This is a genomic window from Brevundimonas sp. (assembly GCF_023259385.1).
GTDB lineage: Bacteria > Pseudomonadota > Alphaproteobacteria > Caulobacterales > Caulobacteraceae > Brevundimonas.
This window is the reverse complement of the sequence record NZ_JAHFPF010000002.1, coordinates 16,541-39,007: the sequence shown is the minus strand read 5'-3', so window position 1 is coordinate 39,007 and position 22,467 is coordinate 16,541. Positions and strand designations below refer to the sequence as shown.

Sequence of the window (22,467 nt, the reverse complement as noted above, 5' to 3'; positions counted from 1 at the left end):
GTCGCCATGGCGATCCTGCTGGCCGTTCTGCGGATCGCGGCCCTGATGCTGCGCGCCCGGCGGCTGTCCCTTCTGATCCGGACCGGCGAGACGCCGGACGCCGGAACGATGGAGACGGTCCGCGACGCGGCCCGCGGGCTGGCGATCGCCCCGCCCCCGGTCGTAATCAGCGCGGCCGCGCCCGAAGCCCTGCTGGCCGGCCTGCGTCCGGCGCGACTGGTGCTGCCGGTGAGCTTCACCACAGGCGACGCCGGCGTGGCCCGCGCCGTGATCGCGCATGAACTGGCCCATCTGAAGCGGGGCGACCACCGCGCCCTGTGGGTCGAGGAACTGGTGCTGGCGATGCTGGCGGCCAATCCCCTGATGCCCCTGCTGCGCCTCCGCCGGGCCGCCGCCCGGGAAGAGGCCTGCGACGCCATCGCCCTGGCCGACGCCGGGCCGGAAACCCGTCGGGCCTACGCCCAGACCCTGATCGAGGCCCTGCGGAACCGCGCCGGTCCGCAGACGCTCGCCCTCACCTTCACCGGCGCCGGAAGGACCACCGCCATGCATCGCCTGAAAGCCGTCCTGACCCCCGCCGCGCCCGCCGGCCGCCGGGCCCGACTGATCGCCGCCGCCGCCGGGATCGCCCTGTTGGCCGCGACCGGCGCGACGACCGCCGCCCTGGCCGGGCAGCGGGAAGCCGAGGTCCGCATCAGCGACCGTATCGACCGGACCGACGCCAGCCTGAGTATCGCGCCGAAACAGGAGGCCGCCCGGCCGTCGCCGCAAACAGCCCGCCCGCTGTCACAGGATCAGCAGGCCCGTTATCGCGGCCTGTCGGCGCAAGGCTATCGCGAGGTCTGCGCCTCGACCGATCCGCTGGATGACGGCTTCTGCGCGGGCGTCATGTTCGCCCAGATCGACAAGGCCGGAGTCTGCCCGTCCGCCGAGACGACGACGCCCGGCGCTGATCGAGGCGCAGCGCTGGCCGCCTATGTCGAGGGCGGACGGCGGGTCATGCGCCGGCTGGCGGCACGCACGGACGAAGGCGCCCACGGCTACGCCGAACGGGCGATGGCGCAGGCCTTCCCTTGCGACGCCCGACCGAGCCCGGTCGCGGTACGCGCCCAGGCCGCGCCGGCCAACCCGGTGGTGACCTGGATGCCGGTCGAGATCGAGGGGGTCGCATCGAAACTGGCGCCGGACGAACAGCTGCGCGTGGCCCTGATCGGCGACAACCACCGGCCGGTCGCCGAGACCGTGGCGATCGACCCGGCGGACGGCGTGCGGATTCCGCTGACGCGGGCGGAGTTCCCGGGCATCGGCGAAGGCGTCCGCACCTATCGGCTGGTCGCCGACATCCATGGCCCGGACGGGGCGATCCGCCGCTCATCCGCGCCCGCGCTGATCCGGCTGGCCCCGGGCTCGCAGGGGACCGCCCGGAACCTGACCGCGACCGTGGCCTTCACGGAGCGACAGGCGCCGGGCGTTCAGACCGAGATCAGCGTCCCGTAAAGTTCGGCTTCCGCTTCTCGACGAAGGCCGCCATGCCTTCCTTCTGATCCTCGAAGGCGAAGAGGCTGTGGAACAGGCGGCGTTCGAACTGGACGCCCTGGGTCAACGTCGTCTCCAGGGCGGCGTTGACCATTTCCTTGTTGGCCATGACGGCCAGCGGGCTCTGCGAGGCGATCTTCGCGGCGATCTTGCGGGCCTCGTCCAGCAGGGTCTCGTGGGGGAAGACGCGGGAGGCGAGGCCGGCGCGTTCGGCCTCGGCGGCGTCCATCATGCGGGCGGTCAGGACCATGTCCATGGCCTTGGACTTGCCGACCAGGCGGGTCAGGCGCTGGGAGCCGCCGATGCCGGGGGCGACGCCGAGGTTGATCTCGGGCTGGCCGAACTTCGCCTTCTCACTGGCGACGATGAAGTCGCACAGCATGGCCAGTTCGCAGCCGCCGCCCAGGGCGAAGCCGTTGACCGCGGCGATGATCGGCTTGCGGAAGCGGGTGATGCGGTCGTGGCCGAGGGCGAAATAGTTGCCCGTGTACATCTGGGCGTAGGACTGGTCCGCCATCTCCTTGATGTCGGCGCCGGCGGCGAAGGCCTTGTCGCCCGAACCGGTCAGGATCAGGCAGCGGACGCTGTCGTCCTGCTCGACGCTGTCCAGGAAATCGGCGAGGTCCTTGAACAGGGCCGAGTTCAGGGCGTTCAGCGCCTCGGGCCGGTTCAGGGTGACCACCGCATAGCCGTCGGCGTGACGCTCGATGAGGATGTTGGCGTAGGTGTCGGCCATGGAAGCTCTCCAGAAGTCTGCGGTCTGCATACCCATCCGCTCATCCCGGCGAAAGCCGCCTCAGCGTCGCCGGACCAGCAGAAGGGTGAGGATGGTCCGCACGCCTTCGGCGAGGATGATCTCGAGCAGCAGCAGATTGGCCAGCAGCATGGGGGCGCGGCTGAGGAGGGTGGCGCCCACACCAACCGCATACTGGCTCTCGATCCAGACCGCGAAGAGCCAGAGGCCGATCAGGGTCAGGACCACCAGCCCGATCAGGACGACCAGGGCGACCTGGCCCGCGACGAGGGCGGCGTCGGTCAGGGCCTGGTCCTGGGCCGGGCGGTGGCGGCGCTGGAACCAGGCCATGGCGCCGGCCAGGGCGCCCTCAACGACCACGAAGACAATGAGCGCGACGAGGAAGGCCAGACCGGTCGCACGGGCGGGATGGGGATGGCCGGGATCGAGCAGGATCGGGACGACGCACACCGCATAGGCGCCCCAGACCACAAGCCCCGCAGCCAGGCTGGCCCAGAGTTGTTTCTCTCGCAGGCTCATGATCCCACTCCCGCCATCTCGCCCAGCTTCAGCACCGTGTTCCAGTTGCGGCCTGTGCCCATGCCGAGCATGCGGGGCGTGGCCTTCTTGAAGATGGCGGATTCGCCCTGGCCGTTCGGGAACCAGAAATAGAGCACGTCGTCGATCGCCTGGACCGCCTCGCCGCCCGCGGCTAGGTCGCGGCAAGCCTCGACCGCGCCGGGCTTGATCCCGTCCTTCATGACCATGGCGACGACCTTGGCGGGATGGGCGGCGGCCTCCCTGGGGAAGGGGTTGGCGGCGATCAGGGCCGACCACTGTTCGGGCGTGCGGACCATGGCGGCGACCTTCAGGCCGAAGGTCTTTTCCATGGCGGCCTCGATGTCGGCTTCCAGCGCGGCGGTTCCCTTGCCGCTTTCGACCACGAGGTTGCCGCTGGCCGCGAGGGTGCGGGGGTTCTTCAGGCCCATCGCTTCGGCCATGGCGCGCTGCTCGCCGACCGGCGCGCGGACGCCGCCGGTGTTCATGCCCCGGAACAGGATGATGCGGTGGGTCATGTCGCGGCCTCCATCTGGTCGAGCACGGCGGTGATCTTCATCACGGTGTTCCAGTTGCGGTTGGTGCCGACCGCGCCGAGAGCCTTCAGGCCGAAGCCGGCCGGCAGCCTGGACGCGTTGGGATCCTCGCCGCCGAACCACATGTAGATGTCGCCGGACCGGGTGCGTTCCACCTGTTCGTCGGCGGAGGCGCGGCGGCGCAGCTGGTCGAGGCCCGCGTCGGGAAGCGGCTCGCGCATGGCCCAGACCAGGACGCGGGCGGGCGCGGCGGCCGTCCTGTCCGGAAAGGGATTGGCCTGCAGCAAGGCGCGCCATTCCTCGACGGTCTTGACCACCATTTCGGTCGGGCGGCCATAGAGTTCGGCGCAGGCGGCCTCGAGCTCGCGCTCCAGGGTCGCGGGCGCCTTGCGCGAGCGGAACAGGAGGTTGCCGGTGGCGCCGACCGAGCGGACGTCGGCGGCGCCCACGGTTTCGGCCAGCCCCCTCGCCTCCTCGCCCTTCACGCGTCGGCCGTTGATCAGGATGCTGCGCATGAGGGCGATGCGGATCGGCATGGTCAGCGCTTCTGGCAGCTGGGGCAGTAGAAGGTCGAGCGCCCCCCCTGGACGATGCGTTTGACGACACCCGTGCAGCCGTCTCCGCGGCAGGGCTCGCCCTCGCGGCCGTAGACGTCGAAGCGATGCTGGAAATAGCCCTGCCCGCCCTCGGCGTTGGCGAAGTCGCGCAGGGTCGAGCCGCCCGCGGCGATGGCGTCGTTGAGGACATTTCGGACTTCGGCGGCGAGGATCTCCAGCCGGGGCTTCGAGACCTTGCCCGCCGCGATCAGGGGCGAGATGCGGGCGCGGTACAGGGCCTCGCAGACGTAGATGTTGCCCAGGCCCGCGACCATCCGCTGATCCAGCAGGCTGACCTTGATGTTCTGTTTCTTGCCGGAGAAGACCTCGGCCAGATGCGCGCCGGAGAAGCCGTTGCCGAGCGGCTCGGGCCCCATGCCGGCGAACCACGGATGGGCCTCGACCTGGTCGGTGGGGATCAGGCCCATGAAGCCGAAACGGCGGGCGTCGGCGAAGCCGATGCGGTGGGTGGCGCCGCCCTTGGTGGCGCAGAAGCTCATATGCTCGTGCTTGCCGGCGATGGGCGCCGGCTCCTCGAACTCGCCCAGCTGACGCCCGTCGAGGGTGAAGCGGCCGGTCATGCCCAGGTGGGTGACCCAGGTCTCGCCGGTCGATAGCCGCATCAGCAGATATTTGGCCCGGCGGTCGATCCGCTCGACGGTCACCCCGTCCAGCCGTTCCGGGAAGCGGTCGGGAAACGAGAAGCGCAGGTCGGGACGGTTCTGGCGCACGCGGTCCAGCCGGGCGCCCTCGAGCACCGGTTGCAGGCCGCGACGGACCGTTTCGACCTCGGGGAGTTCGGGCATGGGAGGGCTGCGCCAGTGGTTAGTGGGTAGTGGTTAGTGGTTGGAGCACGACGGTCGTCGCCTCAGTGGGAACCGGCCGCGCCGCATCGAACCACCAATCACTAACCACTAATCACTGACCGGGCGCGCGCCTACTGTTTGTAGACCGAATGGCAGCTCTGGCAGTTGCTCCGGACGACGGTCCACTGGGCGGAGAAGGCGGCGGCGTCTTCGCCCTGGCTGAGTTCGGCGAGGCGGTCGGCGGCGGCGGCGAACTCGGCGGCCTTGGCGTTGAAACCGTTGCGGTCGGTCCAGACCGCGGGCTGGGCGCCGGTCTCCAGCGAGGCCGGGTCGGTCCCCTCCGGGAAAAGCTCGGGCAGGGTGTGAGACCAGCGGGCGAGCGAGCGGGCGGCGTTGCGCTGGGTCGAGGGCGCCTGGCCGGCGTCGATGGCCGCCTTGATGCCGCCGACCACCGAGCCGGACAGGGCCATGCCCGCCTGCCGCGCCTTGACCAGCACCTCAGGCGAGCCCTGGGCGTTCGCGGCGCCGCCGATGCAGAGCAGGCCGATCACGGCGGCCGTCAGTGTCTTGCGCATGGGGTCCCTCTCCCGTTTCGGCGAAGCTCCGCCGCGCCGGTACGCCTGTCAATCGCGCGCGCCCTCTCGACGCCTGAACCATTTCCGGTTTAGGTCCGCGCAACAAGGGAGAGGGCCGCAATGACGGACGCCACCAACACGCCCGCCGCGACCGGCGGCAAGCGCATCGAACTGACCATCCGGGCGGTGATCCTGGGCTGTCTGCTGGCCGTGGTCTTCACCGCGGCCAACACCTATCTGGGCCTGAAGGTCGGGCTGACCTTCGCCTCCGCCATTCCGGCGGCGGTGATCTCCATGGCGATCCTGCGGGCGTTCCGCACCTCGACCATCTGGGAGAATATGACCGTCCAGACCGTGGCTTCGGTCGGCGGGGCCATGAGCTCGATCATCTTCGTGCTGCCCGGCCTGGTCATGGTCGGCTGGTGGCTGGAGTTCCCGTTCTGGGAGTCGGTGGCGATCTGTATCTTCGGCGGCGTGCTGGGGGTGACCTTCTCGATCCCGCTGCGCCGGGCGCTGGTCGTCGAAGCCGGCCTGCCCTACCCCGAGGGCGTGGCGGCGGCCGAGGTGCTGACCGTCGGGTCGCGCGGCGCCGAGCAGACCGAGAGCGCGGTGCGTGAGAACGCGGCCGGCCTGTGGGTCGTGATCGCCGGCGCCGTGGCCTCGGCGGGCTACGCCCTGCTGGTGGCGGGCCGGGTGTTCGCCGGCGAGGCGGCCAAATTCATCAAGCTGCCGGCGGCGCTGGGCGGCGGCGCGACCGGCATCGGCTTCGGCATGCAGTTCGCCCTGCTGGGCGCCGGCCACCTGATCGGCCTGACCGTGGGCCTGGCCCAGCTGTTCGGCCTGATCCTGGCCTGGTGCATCGCGGTGCCCCTGCTGACCAGCCCGGACACCATCGCCTGGCTGACCGCGCACAATATCCCGTCCATCGCGACGACCCTGCCCGTGGGCGTGGAGGCCGAGACACTGGCCAGCACCGTCTGGGCCAAGGAAGTCCGCTTCATGGGCGCCGGCGTCATCGGCGTGGCCGCGATCTGGACCCTGATCAAACTGGCCGGACCGCTGATCGGCGGCCTGACCTCGGCGCTGGCCGCCAACCGCCGCCGCCAGGGCGGCGAGGTGCTGGACCGCACCGAGCAGGACATCCCGATCAACATCGTGGCCGGCCTGTCGGTCGTCTGCCTGGTCGGCATCGCGGCCATCCTGGCGCTGTTCGCCCAGGGCAATCCGACCCTGGCCGGATCGACCGCCCTGCTGGTCGGCGGCGGCCTGGTCTATGTCATCGTCATCGGCTTCGCCGTGGCCGCCATCTGCGGCTACATGGCCGGCCTGATCGGCTCGTCGAACAGCCCGGTTTCGGGCGTGGGCATCCTGGCCATCGTCATCGCCTCGGTCCTGCTGCTGGGCGTGCTGGCCCTGGCCGGCGTGCCCGCCGATCCGTCGGTGGTGGCCTTCGCCCTGATCGTGACCGCCGTGGTCTTCGCCGTGGCCGTCATCGCCAACGACAACCTGCAGGACCTGAAGACCGGCCAGCTGGTCGGCGCGACGCCCTGGCGTCAGCAGGTGGCCCTGATCATCGGCGTCGGCGCCGGCGCCATCGTGATCCCGGTGATCCTGAACCTGCTCAACCAGGCCTTCGGCTTCGCGGGCGGACCCAAGGGCATCGCCGACGCGCCGCTGGCCGCGCCGCAGGCCACGCTGATCTCGGCCCTGGCCAAGGGCGTGATCGAAGGCGGCCTGCGCTGGGACCTGATCGGCCTGGGCGCGGTGATCGGCGTGGTCATCATCGTACTGGACGCGGTGCTGAACAAGGCGACCAAGGGCAAGGTCAAGCTGCCGCCGCTGGCCGTCGGCATCGGCTTCTACCTGCCCGCCGCCGTGACCACGATGCTGGTCGTCGGCGCCGTCTGCGGCTGGATCTACGACAAGGCGATCAAGAGCACCCGCTTCGCCGATGTCGGCCGCCGCATGGGCGTGCTGCTGGCGTCCGGCCTGATCGTCGGCGAGAGCCTGTTCCTGGTGATGACCGCCGGCGTGATCGTGGGGACCGGCAATGACGCGCCGTTCGCCATGCTGCCGGAAGGGTCGGCCTGGCCGGCCATGCTGGCGGGGATCGCGGCCTTCGTGGTCCTGACCTTCGGCCTGTACAACTGGGTCATCCGCCAGTCGGCCAAGGTTTGACCGAAGGGGCCGCCCCCGCCCCGCGCGCCCGGAAGGCCCTGAGGGTCTTCCGGGGGTCCGTGGTCGTATTCTACTGGATCACCCTGCCGCTGGCCCTGCTGATGGCGGGGGGCTGGATCAGCAGCGCCGTCCTGGTTCCGACGTCGCCGAGACATTGGCTGATGGCGGCGGGGAGCATGGGCTTCTCCGCCCTGCTGATCTGGCGCCTGTGGCTGAACTCGAGAGCGATCGGTCGGGCGGGGCCGTTTCCCTCGCCCCGACGATTTTGGCGGGTCTATGCGCCGCTGGGCGTTCTGGCGATCCTGGGGCTGTCGCTCGTCGCCCTTGGGATCGCGTCGATCTTCATCGGGATCGCCCTGGCGCGCTCGCCCGAGCCTCCGGCCTGGCCCTGGTTGCTTCCCGTGTTCAGCGCCAGCCTGATGCTGGGGGGCGCCGCGCTTTGCTGGCCGCTGCTCCGGCTGCTTCTCAGGAAGCCCGCCGTTCCCGATTCCCGGGCTCCGGAGGAGGAAGCCCCGGCGGCGTGACCCAAGGGCCGCGGACCGGCCCTCAATCCGCCTCACAAACCGGTGATGCTGGCTTTTCGGCGCGCGCTTCGGTAAGAGGCGCGCGCCTTCCCGCATTTACGCCCTGACCCAGCGGCCCGAACCGTTCCGGCCGCCCATTCGCGATACTCAAATGAATCTGCGCAACGTCGCCATCATCGCCCACGTTGACCACGGCAAGACGACCCTGGTCGATCAACTGCTGGCCCAGTCGGGCGTGTTCCGAGCCAACGAAGCGACGACCGAGCGCGCGATGGACTCCAACGACCAGGAAAAAGAGCGCGGGATCACCATCCTGGCCAAGGCCACCTCGGTGCTGTGGAACGGCAAGGCGGGCGAGACCCGCATCAACATCATCGACACCCCGGGCCACGCCGACTTCGGCGGCGAGGTCGAGCGCATCCTGGGCATGGTGGACGGCTGCGTCATCCTGGTGGACGCCGAAGAGGGCGTCATGCCCCAGACCAAATTCGTCCTGACCAAGGCCCTGAAGATGGGCCTGCGTCCGATCCTCTGCATCAACAAGGTCGACCGCGCCCACGCCGATCCGGACCGCGTGCACCTGGAAACCATCGAACTGTTCGAAGCCATCGGCGCCACGCCGGAGCAGCTGGACTTCCCGCACATCTACGCCTCGGGCCGTAACGGCTGGGCGACGCTGGACATGAACGAGAAGTCCGACACCCTGGCGCCGCTGTTCGACCTGATCGTCGAGCACGTCCCGGCGCCGAAGGTGCAGGAGAACAAGGACAAGCCGTTCCAGATGCTGAACGTGCTGATCGAGTCCGACCCGTTCCTGGGCCGCATCCTGACCGGCCGCATCGAGAGCGGCAAAGCGGTTCCCGGCATGGCCATCAAGGCGCTGGACCGCGACGGCAAGCAGATCGAACAGGGCCGGATCACCAAGGTCCTGGCCTTCCGCGGCCTGAAGCGCACCGCCCTGGACGAAGGTTCGGAAGCGGGCGACATCGTCGCCATCGCCGGCATGTCCAAGGCGACCGTGGCCGACACCCTGTGCGCCCTGGAAGTCATGGACGCCCTGCCGGCCCAGCCGATCGATCCGCCGACCATCTCCATGACCGTCTCGGTCAACGACAGCCCGCTGGCCGGCCGCGAAGGCGACAAGGTCCAGTCGCGCGTCATCCGCGACCGCCTGCTGAAGGAAGCCGAGGCCAACGTCGCCATCCGCGTGACGCAGACCGCCGGCGCCGACGCCTATGAAGTCGCCGGCCGTGGCGAACTGCAGCTGGGCGTTCTGATCGAGAACATGCGCCGCGAAGGCTTCGAAGTGTCGATCAGCCGTCCGCGCGTGGTCTATCAGACCGGCGAGAACGGCGAGCGCCTGGAGCCGATCGAGGACGTCATGATCGACGTCGACGACGAGTACACCGGCGTGGTCATCGAGAAGCTGTCGACCCGCAAGGCCGAGCTGAAGGACATGGGCCCGTCGGGCGCGGGCAAGACCCGCATCCAGCTGATGTGCCCGTCGCGTTCGCTGATCGGCTACCAGGGCGAGTTCCTGACCGACACGCGCGGCTCGGGCGTGCTGAACCGCGTGTTAAGCCACTATGAGGCGCACAAGGGCCCCATCGAAGGCCGTCTGAAGGGCGTGCTGGTCTCGAACTCGGACGGCGACACGGCGGCCTTCGCCCTGTGGAACCTGGAAGACCGCGGCGTGATGTTCGTCGGCGCCGGCGAGAAGACCTATCAGGGCATGATCATCGGCGAGAACTCGCGCGGCGACGACCTGGACGTCAACCCGATCAAGGGCAAGCAGCTGACCAACGTCCGCGCCTCCGGCAAGGACGAGGCCGTGCGCCTGACCCCGCCGCGCCGTCCATCGCTGGAACAGGCCATCGCCTACATCGAGAGCGACGAGCTGGTGGAAGTGACGCCGAAGTCGATCCGCCTGCGCAAGGCCGTGCTGAACCCCTCGTTCCGCAAGCGCCGCGTGAAGGAAGACTAGTCTTCCGCGACAGCCGAAGCACTTGAAGGGCGGGCCGCAGGGTCCGCCCTTTTCGCATTCAGGCCCAGCATGCCGCGCCAGCCGCCGCTGGTCAGCAGGGCCACGTCCAGCAGGGCGAAGGCGAGCGGGGTCGAGGCCGGGGCGGCGATGAAGCGCGGCCGCCAGTCCGGGCCGAATTTCGACTTCCACGCCCGCAGGCCCGCGAAGCCGTAGAGGGCCCCGCCCTCCTCGAAGACCAGCGCCCCGACGCGGGCGAAGACCGGCGCGAGGCGGCGATCCTCCAGCCCCGACAGCGGAGCCATGCCCAGGTCGAGGACGGGATAGCCCTGGGCCCCGGCCCACTGGATGGCCCGCACGAACAGATAGTCCATGACGCCGGGAGGGGCGTCGGGCGTGAAGCGCATCAGGTCCACGGCCACCCGGTCCGTGCCGGGCAGCAGGTTGGCGAAGGCGACGATCCGCCCGCCCTGCCGCACCACGGCGACGGGGTTGAGCGCCAGATAGGCCGGGTCGAAGCGACCGAGGGAGAAGCCTTTCTCCGACCCGTTGTGATGCGCCAGCCAGGCGTCGGAAACGGCCTTGAGCTGGTCGGCGAAGATCAGGGCGTCGCCCGGCGGCAACAGGTCGAAGGCGGCGCCGTCGCGCTCGCAGCGATTGACGGCGGTGCGCAGGTTCTGGCGCGACTTGCCCTCCAGCGAGAAGGCGCGGGTGTCGACCAGGGCGGCCTCGCCGACCTTGCGCATGGCCATGCCGAGGGTGGCCAGATCGGCCAGCGCCGCCTCGCCGACCGCATAGAAGACCGGAGCGGCGCCGTAGCTGTCGGCCATCTCCGCGAAGGCCCAGAGCAGGGGCAGGCGCTCTTCGGCGGGGCCTGCGGGCTCGCCCATGGCGATCCAGCGGCGGCCGCGCACCCGATAGGTGATGAAGGCGCGGCCCGAGGGGCTGAACATCAGGGCCTTGTCGCCGAGCGCCGCCAGCCAGGCGTCGGGGGCTACCCCCTGACCGTCGCGCAGCACCGACAGGGCGCGCTCGACCTGGTCCGGGGCGGCGGGGCCATGCCTGCGCGCGCCCGGAGCCGAGACCAGCGAGCGCCCGGCGATGACGACGGCCAGCAGGGCCAGGACGGCGCCCGCGCGCAGGAAGCCCGAAACCTCCCGATCGATCAGCAGGCTCCACCACAGGTCATCGGTATAGGCCACGTCCCGATAGGCGAAGAAGCCCAGCCACAGCGTTCCGGCCACGACCGCCACCACCAGCACGACCCAGGTCGGCGACAGCGCCTCGAACAGGCGGGACTTGCGGTCAAAGGCCGGGCGGCAGGGGGCCAGGATCAGGGCCAGGGCCGTCAGCTCGATCGCCTCTTCCCAGTCCAGCCCCTTGAGCAGGGAGAAGGCCGCGCCGCCCAGCAACACCACCAGAGCCGCCAGCCAGGCCCCGCGCCGGCGCCGCCACAGGCCGGCGGAGAGCAGCAGCAGCAGGAAGCCCGCGATGCTGGCCGCGAAGTGGGACAGGTCGATCAGCACCGGCGGCAGGAAGGCGCGCACGGTGGCCAGGCGATCGGCGAAGGCGGGGGTCGCGCCCGAGACCAGGATCACCGCCCCGGCGGCGACGGCGAGCATGGCGAAGACCTGCGGCGACACCTCGAGCGCCAGCCCGGCCGCCCGGGCCGCCAGTCCGCGGCGGATGGTCTTTCCCTTCCCCATGCCTTTCGTAGAGCCGGAATCGGCCAATCACGGCAAGCCCAAGGTCATTTCTGGGCGCCTGAAACAAACCGAAACAGAGGGTGTTTGGCCCAGGTGGGCGCTTCCGCCCGCGTTGATCGAGGCTGACATCATGCGAAAGACCGCGCTCCTCACTGGCGTCGCCGGCCTGCTCCTCATGACCGCTCCCGCGTTCGCCCAGGACAGCACGGCCACCCCGCAAACCCCCGCCCCGGCCTCCCCGCCGGCGGCTGAACAATCACAGGCTCTCGAGCTCCAACCCGGTTCGGACGTGAAGGGCTCGGACGGCGCGGTGCTGGGCAAGCTTGAAGGCGCCCGCAACACCCCGGCGGGCCAGGAACTGACCGTTCGCGGTTCGGACGGCGTCCTGCGCGGCGTGCCCGTGTCCGGCGGCGTGCGCCAGGACGGCGCCGGCGTCGCCGTGGGCTGGTCCGCTTCGCAGTTCTCCGCGGCCCCGGCCATCACCGACGCGGCTCAACCGGCTGCGCCCGCCGAACCGCCGGCCGAGCCGGCCGAACCGGCCACGCCGCCGAGCAACTGATCGGCTGAGGCGAAAAGAAAGGGCGGCTCCGGAAGGAGCCGCCCTTTTTCGTTGGTTCTCGCCGGTCGATCAGGCCTTGCGCTTCACCAGACCCAGCAGGAACAGCAGGATGATCGCGCCGAGGGTGGCGACGATGGTCGAACCGATCCAGCCGCCCCAGGCGAAGCCGAGGGCGTTGGCGATGAAGCCGCCGATCAGGGCGCCCACGATGCCGACGATCAGATTGGTCAGCAGGCCGTGGTTGCGGCCCATGATCTGTTCGGCCAGCCAACCGGCGATGATGCCGACGATAATCCAGAAGATGATGTTCATTTCAGCTTTCTCCACAAAGCAACGCTCGAGCAACGAACGCCCCCGCTTCGCTTGGGTTGCCTTGACCGTGGCGAACCCTGTTTTTCCGTAATCCCCCGGGACGCGAGCCCGGCACGCCCCTTGCCCCTTGGAGGGCGAGCCGTCCCGCATCGGGACATCGCACCAGGGACCCGGACCATGGCTTCGGACATCGATCTTCACCTCGGACGCCGTCTTCGCCGCCGCCGCCGCCTGCTGGGCCTGACCCAGCAGCAGCTGGCCATGCAGGTCGGCATCCGCTTCCAGCAGATCCAGAAATACGAATGCGGCGCGAACCGCATCTCGGCCGCCCGCCTGTGGCAGCTGGCCGAGGCCCTGGAATCGCCGATCAGCTATTTCTACGACGGCCTGGAAGAGGCCATGGAACGCCGGGAGGCGGCCAGCCAGGGCGGCGAGATGTTTTCCCGCAAGGAAACGCTCGACCTGATCCAGGCCTATTATCAACTGGGCGAACGTCCGCGCCGCCGCCTGCTGGACCTGGCCAAGTCGCTGCACGCGGAAGGCGGCGAGCCGGCCTGATGTCTTTTCTTGCCCCATCGCGCGCCGCGCGGCGGCGCGCTGCCTGAGGGCTTTATGCTTGCCCTAACGCGCGGTCGCGCTTCTTGAGGGCAGGTTCGAGTTCCCCCATGGCGCGTTGCACAGCGCCCGGGCGGCCGTCTCACGGGCATTGCACGGCGCGTGGACGGCGATCATCCGGTGACAGGCGGGCGGCGCGTGGGTATGCCGCCTGCCATGACCGAACATGAGCGTTTCATCGTCGAACTGGCGCAGGCGGCCGCGGCCGTCACCCTGCCCTTCTTCCGGTCCGACATCGGACATGAGGACAAGGGCGGCGCCGCCGGGTTCGATCCCGTCACCGAGGCCGACAAACAGGCCGAGGCGGCGATCCGCAAGCTGATCGCCGAACGCTATCCCGACCACGGCGTGATCGGCGAAGAGTATGGCGAGGACCGGCCGGACGCCGAGTTCGTCTGGGTGCTGGATCCCATCGATGGAACCCGGGCCTTCATCTCGGGCCTGCCGTTGTGGACGACGCTGATCGCCCTGCGCGTGGGCGGGACGCCGACGGTGGGCGCGATCGCCCAACCCTATCTGGACGAGATCTTCATCGGCGGGCCGTCGGGCGCGCGCCTGCTGCGTGGCGGGGCGGAGACGCCGCTGAAGGTGCGCGCCTGCGAAAAGCTGACCGACGCGGTCATCTCGACCACCGATCCCAACATTTTCAACGGCGCCGAACTGGGCGCCTGGACCCAGGTGCGGGCCACCGCGCGGCTGGCCCGGCTGGGGTGCGACGCCTACGCCTACGCCATGGTCGCCGCCGGGCGGATGGATCTGGTCGCCGAGACCAGCCTGAAGCCATGGGACTGGTCGGCGCTGGTCCCGGTGATCGAGGCGGCGGGCGGCAAGGTGGTCAACTGGCGCGGCCAGAAGCCGGACGACGGCGGGCAGGTGCTGGCGGTCGGCGACGAACGCCTGATCGATCAGGCGCTGGTGACGCTGAAGCGGGCGGCGCTGTAACGCGGAGGGCCGTCTTCGTGCGGCAGCGCCTAGCTAGTGATTAGTGGTTAGTGACTAGTGGTTCGATGGGGCAGGCGTCAGCGCCAGGACGGCGACTACCGCCCTCGAAGCCAGCATCCACTAATCACTAACCACTTATCACTGGCTGGGCTCAGGCGGCCGAGGGTTCCGTACTCGGCGGGAAGCCCAGGTCCGAGGCCGGTTCCGCGACCGCAGCGGGCTCGGGCGTCACGACGACCGGGCTCAGGTCCTCGATCGGCGAGACATAGGCCGCCAGGGCGTCGAACTCCTCCAGGAAGACCGCGCGCTTGTCGTCAGTCTCCATGATGACTTCGTGCTTGGCGCCCGCGACCTCGATGTAGCGGCCGCGGCCCAGCCGCTTGGCGGCCCATTTGTTGGTCTGTTTCCAGACGCGGTCGTCCTCGCCCGACTGGACGATGGCGACGGGGATGCGGACGGCCTTCAGCGCCTTGGGCTTGAGCGCGCGCTCGCCGGCGTCCAGGCCGAAGGCCAGCCAGCCCCAGGTGGGACCGCCGACGGCCAGGTGCGGGCAGGCGAAGAGCTGCTGGCGCCACTGCTCGTAACGGCTCTCGTCCGTCGTCAGGGCGTCCTTCTCGAAGGTGTGGTCGAAGGGATCATCGGCGTCGTCGAGCACATAGTCCCCGGCCTTGCCGTGGCGCAGGTTCCAGCGCACCGCCAGCTTGACCGACCACATCGACCGCTTGCCGGTCTTGATGCGCAGCATGGGGCTGGACAGCAGGGCCCCCGAGAAGCGGTCCTCGCCGTTCTCCAGCGTCATCAGGTTCAGGCAGCCGCCCATGGAATGGCCGACCATGACCCAGGGCTTGGGCGCCCGGCCTTCGAAGGCGTCGAGCAGGCGGGCGTAGTCGTCGAGGAATTCCTCCACGGCCCGGGCATGGCCCTTGAGGCGGTCCGGCAGCAGGCGGGCCGAGAGGCCCTGGCCGCGCCAGTCGTGGGCCAGGACGCACCAGCCGCGCGCGAGGAAATTGCCGATGACCTCGAAATATTTCTCGATCGGCTCGGTGCGGCCGGGGCTGAGCACCACGGTGCCGCGCGGCTTGCGGGCCACCAGGGCCGAGGGCGTCCAGAAGGCGGCGCGCAGGCGCAAGCCCCCGGCCCCGCGGAACCACTCACCCTCTCCGCCGGGAGGCGAAGAGGCGCCCGGAACGCCCATCAGGGGCGCGTTGGCGGCATAGGCGACGGCTCGGTTCACTCAGGCTTCCTGAACTTCAAGGTCATGCGGTCGCTTTCCCCGATCTCATCGTACTTCGTACGATTGAAGGCCGGATCCGGCGGCGAACCGCGCGGCGCGGTGAGGCGCAGCGGCGGCAAGGTATCCACTCCGAAGGGATGATCCTTGGTATCCCTTTCATTCGCGTTGATTTCCGACGCGGCGACGAAGGCGAACCCGGCTTCCGCCGCCAGCTGCCTGACGAACGCTTCCTGGACGTATCCGTTCGCCGCGGCCGGGTCCTGATCTTCATCGGGGCCGAGGCGATGCTGTTCAACGCCGAGGACGCCGCCGGGACGCAGGGCGGCCCAGGCGTCGGCGAAGGCCTTTTCGGCGATGCCCGCGGCCATCCAGGCGTGGATGTTGCGCATGAACAGGACCAGGTCCGCCGTGCCGGCGGGAGCGACCGGCCCCGAGGTCGGGCCGAAGGCGGTCAGCTCGATTTCGCCGTAGAGCTTGCGGTCGTTGGTGAAGCGCTGCTGGAAGGCCGACATCAGCTGCACCTGCGCCGGATCGGCGCCCGGTCCGGTCTGGAAGCCGGCGGCGATGTAGTGGCCCGCCCCCTCGGCGAGATAGGGCGCGAGGATTTCGGTGTACCAGCCGCTGCCGGGCCAGAAATCGACCACGGTCATGCGCGGCTGCAGGCCGAAGAAGCGCAGGGTCTCCATCGGATGACGGGCGGCGTCGCGGCTGCGGTCCTGGGCGCGCCAGGGGCCGGCGACGGCCCACTCCAGCGAGCCCTTGGGCGGACCGTCGGGCGTGGTCGGCGGCTCGGCGGTTTCTTCCCGCTTGCCGCATGCGGCCAGACCGACGAGGGCCGAGGCCGCAACGCCGGTCAGGACGCTCCGGCGTGAAGGACGCCGTCGCCAAGCCTCGTTCAGATCATTCATGCACGGCCCCCGCAGGACGGTCCGGACGCCCTTGGTCCCGCCCCGGAACGGAGGGCTTAACCCTGTTCATCCGCGCGGTCAAAACGCACATCGCTCAGTCCGGCTTGCGGAATCGCAGGGTCATGCGGTCGCTCTCGCCGACTGCGTCGAACTGGGCGCGCTCCTGTTCGGTAAGCGGTGTCGGGCGGTCCGTGGCGACGCCGTCGCGCGGCGTGCTGACGCGGGTCGGCGGCAGGGTCCAGACGCCGTAGGGATGGTCGTGGTCGTCCTTCGGGTTGGCGTTCAGTTCGCTGCGGCCCTCCAGCACGAAGCCGGCGGCCTGGGCGGCGTGGATGACGTAGCTTTCCGAGACATAGCCGGTCGGGGCGGTCTGGTCGGCGTTCAGGCCCTCGGCGCCGCGGTGCTGTTCGATGGCCAGCACGCCGCCCGGCTTCAGCGCCTTGAAGAAGGCGGCCATATAGGGGGCGGTGCGGTTGCTGCGGTGCCAGTTGTGCAGGGCGCGGGCGACCACGATCATGTCGGCGCTTCCGTCTTCGACGCCCATGCCTTCCAGCGGGCGATTGACCGGGACGTAGCGGCCGCCGGTCGCCGCGGCGTAGGGCTCCAGAATGTTGCGCCACCAGCCGGCGCGGCCCGGCTCGATCTCCACCACCGTCATGTTGGGGTGCAGGCCCCAGAAGGTCAGGGTCTCGAACGGGTGACGGGCGGCGTCGCGGGCGCGGTCGGCCTCGGGACGGGTCGCCGAGGCGACGGCGGCCTGCAGCGCGGCGTCTTCCTGAAGCACCGGCGGGGCCATGGCCGCGCGACGGGCCGAGCGCTGGGCCGCGGATTCGTCGAGGTTGGGCAGGGCGGGCAGGGCCTGCGCGAACGCTGTGGCGGGAAGGGCGAGGACGGCGGTCACGGCCAGTATGGTCAGGCGCATCGGTTTTCCCGGAAGCTTCAGAAGAGGCGGCGACCCTGACGGCCCCCGTCCGGTGGAGCAAGCCGCATCGCGTTCGACGCGACACGATCACGCGGTCTTGACGTCCAAACGCGGCTTCCCATCTGATCCGTCGAGGCCGCCGATGTCGGGGCCTCCGGAGCGCGCGGGGCCGATCACGGGCCGCACGAGCCGAACTCCCATCGCCGGTCCGGGCACAAACCGCGGGACCGGTCCCCTTGCTGATCCTCAGGAGGATGACCCATGCGTACCTATGATTTCTCGCCGCTGTACCGTTCGGCCGTCGGCTTCGACCGTCTGGCCAATCTGCTTGAGAGCGCCGCGCGCACCAGCCAGGAAAACGGCTGGCCCCCCTACAACATCGAGACCACGGGCGAGAACGCCTATCGCATCGAGGTGGCCGTCGCCGGCTTCAAGCCCGACGAGCTGAACATCGAGGTGAAGGAAAACCTGCTCACCGTGACCGGCCGCAAGGCCGCCAACGACCTGCCGGGCGACGGCGTCGCGCCGCCCGAGCGCAACTTCCTGCACCGCGGCCTGGCCGAGCGCGATTTCGAGCGCCGCTTCCAGCTGGCCGACTATGTGGTCGTGAAGGGCGCGGACCTGGTCAACGGCCTGCTGTCGATCGACCTGGCCCGCGAACTGCCGGAAGCCCTGAAGCCCCGCCGCATCGATATCGGCCAAGGCTCCAAGCTGATCGAAGGCAAGAAGGCGAAGACCGCCGCCTAAGCCTATCCGCCCTCAAGCCGCCAATAGGCGACAGGGCAAGAAAAGACCTGAGGGGCGGCGCGGTGCGTCGCCCCTTTTTTCAGGCCTGGAGCGCGGCGGTTCAGTTCGGCGTCGACCAGGCTGGCGCGCTTCATGTCCGCGCCCGACAGGTCCGCCCCCTTGAGGCTGGCCCCGGTCAGGTCGGCGGGCAGCAGGCGGTCGGCGGCGATCATCAGCGGCCCCATCTGGGCCTCGCGCAGGTCGGAGCCGTCCAGGCGGGCCCGGGCCAGCCGCGCGCCGCGCAGGTCGGCGCCGCGCAGATTGACCGAGCGAAGATCGGCCCCTTCCAGATGCGCGCCCTGCAGCTGCACCCCGCCCATGTCGAGGCCGTAGAAGACGGCGCCCTTGGCCGACAGGGCGGTGAGGTTGTAGCCGCGGATCGAGCCCAGCGCCCGCAGATCGACGCCGTCGAACACGGACGGCTGGCCCAACGCGCCGCCGGTCTCGCACCACTGGGCGTGCTCGGACAGCATTTCGGCGGCCGGCATCTTGCCGACCGGTTCGCCGGAGGATTTGTCGTCGGTCAGGGCGCCGGCCATGTCCGCCCCGTCGGTCCGCCACATGGCGGACTTGACCCCCACCAGCACCGCGTCGCGCAGGTCGGCCCCGGTCAGGTCAGCGCCCGAGAGGTCGGCCCCGGCCAGATTGGCGCCCTTGAAGCTGGCCTGCTTCAGGTTGGCGCGGACCAGCTTGCAGTCCTTCATGATGGCGTCGGAGAAGTCGGCGGCGACGGCGACCACGCCGGTCAGCTTGGACCGCTCCAGATTAGCGCCGGCCAGGCAGGCGCCTTGGGCCGTGGTGTCGCGGACGGAGCGGGCCTCGATGACGCGGAAGCCCAGGCGGGCGTCGGCGGCGGCGATGGCGCCTTCGCGCAGGTCGGCCTCGAACAGGTCGGCGCCCGTCAGGTCGGCGCCGCGCAGGCAGGCGCCGCGCAGGTCGGAGCGGCGCATGCTGGCGTCGCGGAAGACGGCGTCCTGCATGTCGGCGCCGAAGAAGGTGGCGTTGTCCAGCCGGCAGCCGGAGAGATCACACCCGATCAGGCAGGCGGCGGCGAAATCGGCGTCGGCGAGGTTGCGGCCCGTCAGCGATAGTCCGGACAGATCCATCCAGGCGAACACCGCCCGGGCGCCGCCGGGCTTGGCCTGCCACAGGCGGTCGTGCCGGGCGCAGATGACGTCCAGTTCCTGTTGGGTGATGCGCCTTCTGGCGGCAGGGGTTTGAGCCGTGTTTCCCGACATTGCGCCAGAATGGCACGCCTCCGCTTAAGGAAGCGTGAGGGCGTTTTTTGGTGCGCTGTCGGTCACGACGCGGTCGTGACCTGCTTGAGCGCGGGCGACTTTGAGGCCGAGTCTATCGGGTCAGCAGGCCCTGCTCGTCCAGCGCCTCGGCCAATTCGCCCGGCCCGACCCACAGACGGGTGTAGCCGGCCTCGCCCAGCCGCTTCAGCTCGGTCGCCAGATCGGCGCGCGAGGAGGCGGCGAAGCGGGCGTCGAAGCCCTCGCCGGTGTCGTCGACGCGGACCATGGGGCGGCCCGTCTCGACGCGGTGCAGATAGCCTTCGTAGAGGACGGCGGCCTCCTGCGAGAGCAGGCCCGTCTCGACCTCAAGCCCGGCCTTGCGCAGGCGTTCGACGCCCCGGCCCGAGGCGAAGGGCGAGGGATCGACGGCGGCCACGACCACCCGCGCGACGCCGGCGTCCATCAGGAAGTGCGAGCAGGAGGTGCGGCCCGACGACCGGGCGCCGCACGGCTCCATGGTGACATAGGCGGTGGCGCCCCTGGCCCTGTCGCCCGCCGCCGGAACGGCCTGTTCCTCGGCATGGGGACGGCCGCCGGGCGCGGTGGCGGCCTCGGAGACCACCTCCCCGTCCCTGACGATCACGCAGCCGACCGCCGGGTTCGGCCAGGTCTGGCCCATCCGCGCCTTGGCCAGGGCGATGGCCCGGCCCATGAAGCGGATGTCGTCCGACGCCTGCTGCGCGCTGGTCATGATCAGGCTCCCGGAATCGGCGGCAGCGGCGTGGCGCGGCTGTCGTCCAGATAGCGCGCGGCCGTCGGCGTGAGCGATCCGTCCAGATCGATCTCCAGCGGATTGCCGGTCGGGATCTCGACGCCGACGATCTGGTCGTCCGGCACGCCGAACAGATGTTTGACGATGGCCCGCAGCGAATTGCCGTGGGCGGCGATCAGCACGTCCTCGCCGGCCTTCAGGCGCGGGGCGACAGCCTCCTCCCAGTAGGGCAGGACGCGGTCCAGCGTGGTCTTCAGGCTTTCGGTGTCCGGAATGGCCTTGCCGGCGTAGCGGGGGTCGGCGGTGAAGTCCCATTCGCCGCCGGGGGCCAGCGGAGGCGGCGGGATGTCGTAGCTGCGGCGCCAGATCTTCACCGGGTCCTCGCCGTGCTTCGCCGCCGTCTCGGCCTTGTCCAGCCCGGTCAGGCCGCCGTAGTGGCGCTCGTTCAGCCGCCAGTCCTCGATCACCGGAACATCCTTCAGACCCGCCGAGTCCAGGGCGAGCGCTCCGGTGTGCTTAGCCCGCTTGAGCACGGAGGTGAACATGACGGCGGGGTGGAAGTCCGCTCCGGCGATCAATTCGCCGCCCTTGCGCGCCTGCGCCTCGCCCTCGGCGGTCAGGTCCACGTCGACCCAGCCGGTGAAGCGGTTTTCGAGGTTCCACTGGCTCTGGCCATGGCGCAGCAGGATCAGGCGAGGCATGCGGGTCTCCGGTTGTGATCTGTCGGGGGTAGGCCCGGGGTCCGGAAGGGTCAAGCTTTGGGCCGACGTCCGGTTCCCGGCGCCCATGACGGCGTTCGCGCGTTGTTGCGGCGCCCGAGCGCCCGGGGCTATCAAGGCGCACCTCCGCCGCGACCGCTCCGGTCCGGCCACCCAGGACGACCCATGCTGAAGCCTCGCGCCGACCTTCGCCCGAACACCGCCGAGTACGAGACCACGCCGCTGGTGAAAGCGACCGGCTTCCGTGAGTACGACGCGCGCTGGGTGCTGGAGAAGGAGATCAACCTGCTGGGCATCCAGGCGCTGGGCCTGGGGCTGGCGACCTACATCCACGAGATCGGCCAGCGGCCCAAGATCGTGGTCGGCCACGACTACCGCTCCTACTCCCTGTCGGTGAAGCAGGCGCTGACCCTGGGCCTGCTGGAAGGCGGCATGGAGGTGCTGGACATCGGCCTGGCCCTGTCGCCGACGGCCTATTTCGCCCAGTTCGAGCTGGGCGCGCCGTGCGTGGCCATGGTCACCGCCAGCCACAACGAGAACGGCTGGACCGGCGTGAAGATGGGCGCCAACCCGCCCCTGACCTTCGGCCCCGACGAGATCGGCCGCCTGAAGGAGATCGTGCTGGAGAACCAGGGCGTCTCGCGCGCCGGCGGGACCCTGAAGCGCATCGAGGGCTTCCGCGAGAAATACATCGCCGACATCGTGTCCAAGGTTCAGCTGACGCGGCCGATCAAGGTGGTCGCGGCCTGCGGCAACGGCACCGCCGGCGCCTTCGCCCCCGAGGCCCTGCGCCGGATGGGCTGCGAGGTGATCGAGATGGACACCGAGCTGGACTATACCTTCCCCAAATACAATCCGAACCCGGAAGACCACGCCATGCTGGTGCAGATGGCGGCCAAGGTGCGCGAGACCGGCGCCGACCTGGCCCTGGGCTTCGACGGCGACGGCGACCGCTGCGGCGTGGTGGACGACACGGGCGAGGAGATCTTCGCCGACAAGATCGGCCTGATGCTGGCCCGCGACCTGTCGGCCCTGCACCCCAACGCCACCTTCGTCGTCGATGTGAAGTCGACCGGCCTGTACAAGACCGACGCGGTGCTGAAGGCCAACGGTGCGGAGACCGTCTACTGGAAGACCGGTCACAGCTACATCAAGCGCAAGACGGCCGAGCTGGGCGCGCTGGCGGGCTTCGAGAAGTCGGGCCACTTCTTCTTCAACGCCCCGCTGGGCCACGGCTATGACGACGGCATCGTCGCCGCCGGCGCCGTGCTGGCGATGCTGGACCGCAATCCGGGCAAGAAGCTGAGCGAGCTGAAGGCCGCCCTGCCGGACGCCTGGACCAGCCTGACCATGTCGCCCCACTGCGACGACGAGCTGAAGTACGAGGTGCTGGAGCGGATCGTGGCCGAGTATCAGGCCCTGGCGGACGCCGGCGGATCGATCCTGGGCCGCAAGATCGTCGAGGCCATCACCGTCAACGGCGTGCGCGTGCACCTGGAGGACGGCAGCTGGGTCCTGGTCCGCGCCTCGTCCAACAAGCCCGAGCTGGTGGTGGTGGTCGAAAGCATGCGATCCGAGGACGACATGCGGGCCCTGTTCCGCGAGGAAGTGAAGCCGCGCCTGGCGAAGTACAAGGAAGTCGGCGCCTACAACCAGGAAATCTGACGTCAGCCGCCGGGCCTGATTCCGACACAATGGCGCGGACAGATTAAGCTTCACCATAAACGGAGA

At 69.9% G+C, this 22,467-nt stretch carries 23 protein-coding genes; 9 read left to right on the top strand and 14 right to left on the bottom strand.

Translation table 11 applies throughout. From position 1 onward, the window contains the following. The coding region (locus Q0C81_RS00230) for a M56 family metallopeptidase (RefSeq protein WP_291832184.1) at positions 1 to 1,497 on the top strand (1,497 nt) is incomplete at its 5' end. On the opposite strand, the gene Q0C81_RS00225 is transcribed toward Q0C81_RS00230, so the two are convergent. The 6 genes from Q0C81_RS00225 to Q0C81_RS00200 all read right to left on the bottom strand — a co-directional run bounded on the left by Q0C81_RS00225 (position 1,484) and on the right by Q0C81_RS00200 (position 5,340). After that, positions 1,484 to 2,272, bottom strand: coding sequence for an enoyl-CoA hydratase-related protein (locus Q0C81_RS00225; RefSeq protein WP_291832183.1), 789 nt, complete (start codon positions 2,270 to 2,272; stop codon positions 1,484 to 1,486). The two genes, Q0C81_RS00230 and Q0C81_RS00225, sit on opposite strands and share 14 nt — an antisense overlap. Before the next feature lie 60 nt (positions 2,273 to 2,332). After that, the gene (locus Q0C81_RS00220) at positions 2,333 to 2,809 is read right to left on the bottom strand and encodes a hypothetical protein (RefSeq protein ID WP_291832182.1); all 477 of its coding nucleotides are present in this window, start codon (positions 2,807 to 2,809) and stop codon (positions 2,333 to 2,335) included. Further along, positions 2,806 to 3,345, bottom strand: a complete 540-nt coding sequence (locus Q0C81_RS00215; protein WP_291832181.1) for a DUF1697 domain-containing protein — start codon at positions 3,343 to 3,345, stop codon at positions 2,806 to 2,808. The genes Q0C81_RS00220 and Q0C81_RS00215 overlap by 4 nt, the downstream gene beginning before the upstream one ends. After that, positions 3,342 to 3,899, bottom strand: coding sequence for a DUF1697 domain-containing protein (locus Q0C81_RS00210; protein ID WP_291832180.1), 558 nt, complete (start codon positions 3,897 to 3,899; stop codon positions 3,342 to 3,344). The genes Q0C81_RS00215 and Q0C81_RS00210 overlap by 4 nt, the downstream gene beginning before the upstream one ends. Positions 3,900 to 3,901: 2 nt before the next feature. Further along, positions 3,902 to 4,765, bottom strand: a complete 864-nt coding sequence (gene mutM / locus Q0C81_RS00205; RefSeq protein WP_291832179.1) for a bifunctional DNA-formamidopyrimidine glycosylase/DNA-(apurinic or apyrimidinic site) lyase — start codon at positions 4,763 to 4,765, stop codon at positions 3,902 to 3,904. Between the two features lie 131 nt (positions 4,766 to 4,896). Beyond that, positions 4,897 to 5,340 carry a cytochrome c gene (locus Q0C81_RS00200; RefSeq protein ID WP_291832178.1) on the bottom strand — a complete coding sequence of 148 codons (444 nt, stop codon included), beginning with the start codon at positions 5,338 to 5,340 and terminating at the stop codon, positions 4,897 to 4,899. A gap of 120 nt (positions 5,341 to 5,460) precedes the next feature. Here Q0C81_RS00200 and Q0C81_RS00195 point away from each other — a divergent pair, with 120 nt between their 5' ends. The 3 genes from Q0C81_RS00195 (at position 5,461) to typA (ending at position 10,026) form a co-directional block, all read left to right on the top strand. Further along, a complete protein-coding gene (locus tag Q0C81_RS00195) occupies positions 5,461 to 7,518 on the top strand; it encodes an OPT family oligopeptide transporter (protein ID WP_291832177.1) in 2,058 nt (685 codons plus the stop codon). A 59-nt stretch (positions 7,519 to 7,577) separates the two neighbouring features. Beyond that, positions 7,578 to 8,042 carry a hypothetical protein gene (locus Q0C81_RS00190; RefSeq protein WP_291832176.1) on the top strand — a complete coding sequence of 155 codons (465 nt, stop codon included), beginning with the start codon at positions 7,578 to 7,580 and terminating at the stop codon, positions 8,040 to 8,042. A 151-nt stretch (positions 8,043 to 8,193) separates the two neighbouring features. After that, entirely contained in the window at positions 8,194 to 10,026 is a 1,833-nt protein-coding gene (typA, locus tag Q0C81_RS00185) for a translational GTPase TypA (protein WP_291832175.1), read from the top strand. On the opposite strand, the gene Q0C81_RS00180 is transcribed toward typA, so the two are convergent. Next, complete coding sequence (locus Q0C81_RS00180) at positions 10,023 to 11,729, bottom strand: phosphatidylglycerol lysyltransferase domain-containing protein (RefSeq protein ID WP_291832174.1); 1,707 nt, start codon at positions 11,727 to 11,729, stop codon at positions 10,023 to 10,025. The genes typA and Q0C81_RS00180 overlap by 4 nt on opposite strands. A gap of 130 nt (positions 11,730 to 11,859) precedes the next feature. Here Q0C81_RS00180 and Q0C81_RS00175 point away from each other — a divergent pair, with 130 nt between their 5' ends. Further along, positions 11,860 to 12,288, top strand: a complete 429-nt coding sequence (locus tag Q0C81_RS00175; RefSeq protein WP_291832173.1) for a superoxide dismutase — start codon at positions 11,860 to 11,862, stop codon at positions 12,286 to 12,288. Positions 12,289 to 12,357: 69 nt separating this feature from the next. Here the strand turns inward: Q0C81_RS00175 and Q0C81_RS00170 are convergent, their stop codons facing one another. After that, positions 12,358 to 12,600 carry a GlsB/YeaQ/YmgE family stress response membrane protein gene (locus Q0C81_RS00170; protein ID WP_291832172.1) on the bottom strand — a complete coding sequence of 81 codons (243 nt, stop codon included), beginning with the start codon at positions 12,598 to 12,600 and terminating at the stop codon, positions 12,358 to 12,360. Between the two features lie 177 nt (positions 12,601 to 12,777). Here Q0C81_RS00170 and Q0C81_RS00165 point away from each other — a divergent pair, with 177 nt between their 5' ends. Both Q0C81_RS00165 and hisN read left to right on the top strand, forming a co-directional pair. Further along, complete coding sequence (locus Q0C81_RS00165; protein ID WP_291832171.1) at positions 12,778 to 13,158, top strand: helix-turn-helix domain-containing protein; 381 nt, start codon at positions 12,778 to 12,780, stop codon at positions 13,156 to 13,158. 213 nt (positions 13,159 to 13,371) lie between these two features. Beyond that, entirely contained in the window at positions 13,372 to 14,157 is a 786-nt protein-coding gene (gene hisN / locus Q0C81_RS00160; protein WP_291832170.1) for a histidinol-phosphatase, read from the top strand. Positions 14,158 to 14,308: 151 nt separating this feature from the next. On the opposite strand, the gene Q0C81_RS00155 is transcribed toward hisN, so the two are convergent. The 3 genes from Q0C81_RS00155 to Q0C81_RS00145 all read right to left on the bottom strand — a co-directional run bounded on the left by Q0C81_RS00155 (position 14,309) and on the right by Q0C81_RS00145 (position 17,221). Then, a complete protein-coding gene (locus tag Q0C81_RS00155; RefSeq protein ID WP_291832169.1) occupies positions 14,309 to 15,391 on the bottom strand; it encodes an alpha/beta hydrolase in 1,083 nt (360 codons plus the stop codon). After that, the gene (locus Q0C81_RS00150) at positions 15,388 to 16,299 is read right to left on the bottom strand and encodes a methyltransferase (protein WP_291832168.1); all 912 of its coding nucleotides are present in this window, start codon (positions 16,297 to 16,299) and stop codon (positions 15,388 to 15,390) included. The genes Q0C81_RS00155 and Q0C81_RS00150 overlap by 4 nt, the downstream gene beginning before the upstream one ends. 94 nt (positions 16,300 to 16,393) lie before the next feature. Beyond that, positions 16,394 to 17,221 carry a class I SAM-dependent methyltransferase gene (locus Q0C81_RS00145; RefSeq protein WP_291832167.1) on the bottom strand — a complete coding sequence of 276 codons (828 nt, stop codon included), beginning with the start codon at positions 17,219 to 17,221 and terminating at the stop codon, positions 16,394 to 16,396. A gap of 261 nt (positions 17,222 to 17,482) precedes the next feature. Between Q0C81_RS00145 and Q0C81_RS00140 the strand changes: the two genes are divergently transcribed. Continuing rightward, entirely contained in the window at positions 17,483 to 17,968 is a 486-nt protein-coding gene (locus Q0C81_RS00140; protein WP_291832166.1) for an Hsp20 family protein, read from the top strand. A 2-nt stretch (positions 17,969 to 17,970) separates the two neighbouring features. Here the strand turns inward: Q0C81_RS00140 and Q0C81_RS00135 are convergent, their stop codons facing one another. From Q0C81_RS00135 to Q0C81_RS00125, 3 genes are all read right to left on the bottom strand, one after another. Next, complete coding sequence (locus tag Q0C81_RS00135) at positions 17,971 to 19,245, bottom strand: pentapeptide repeat-containing protein (protein ID WP_291832165.1); 1,275 nt, start codon at positions 19,243 to 19,245, stop codon at positions 17,971 to 17,973. 112 nt (positions 19,246 to 19,357) lie between these two features. Next, positions 19,358 to 19,996 carry a bifunctional diaminohydroxyphosphoribosylaminopyrimidine deaminase/5-amino-6-(5-phosphoribosylamino)uracil reductase RibD gene (gene ribD, locus Q0C81_RS00130; RefSeq protein WP_291832164.1) on the bottom strand — a complete coding sequence of 213 codons (639 nt, stop codon included), beginning with the start codon at positions 19,994 to 19,996 and terminating at the stop codon, positions 19,358 to 19,360. A 2-nt stretch (positions 19,997 to 19,998) separates the two neighbouring features. Further along, the gene (locus Q0C81_RS00125; protein ID WP_291832163.1) at positions 19,999 to 20,718 is read right to left on the bottom strand and encodes a 2,3-bisphosphoglycerate-dependent phosphoglycerate mutase; all 720 of its coding nucleotides are present in this window, start codon (positions 20,716 to 20,718) and stop codon (positions 19,999 to 20,001) included. A 183-nt stretch (positions 20,719 to 20,901) separates the two neighbouring features. Between Q0C81_RS00125 and Q0C81_RS00120 the strand changes: the two genes are divergently transcribed. Then, a complete protein-coding gene (locus Q0C81_RS00120; protein WP_291832162.1) occupies positions 20,902 to 22,401 on the top strand; it encodes a phosphomannomutase/phosphoglucomutase in 1,500 nt (499 codons plus the stop codon). Positions 22,402 to 22,467: the final 66 nt, after the last annotated feature.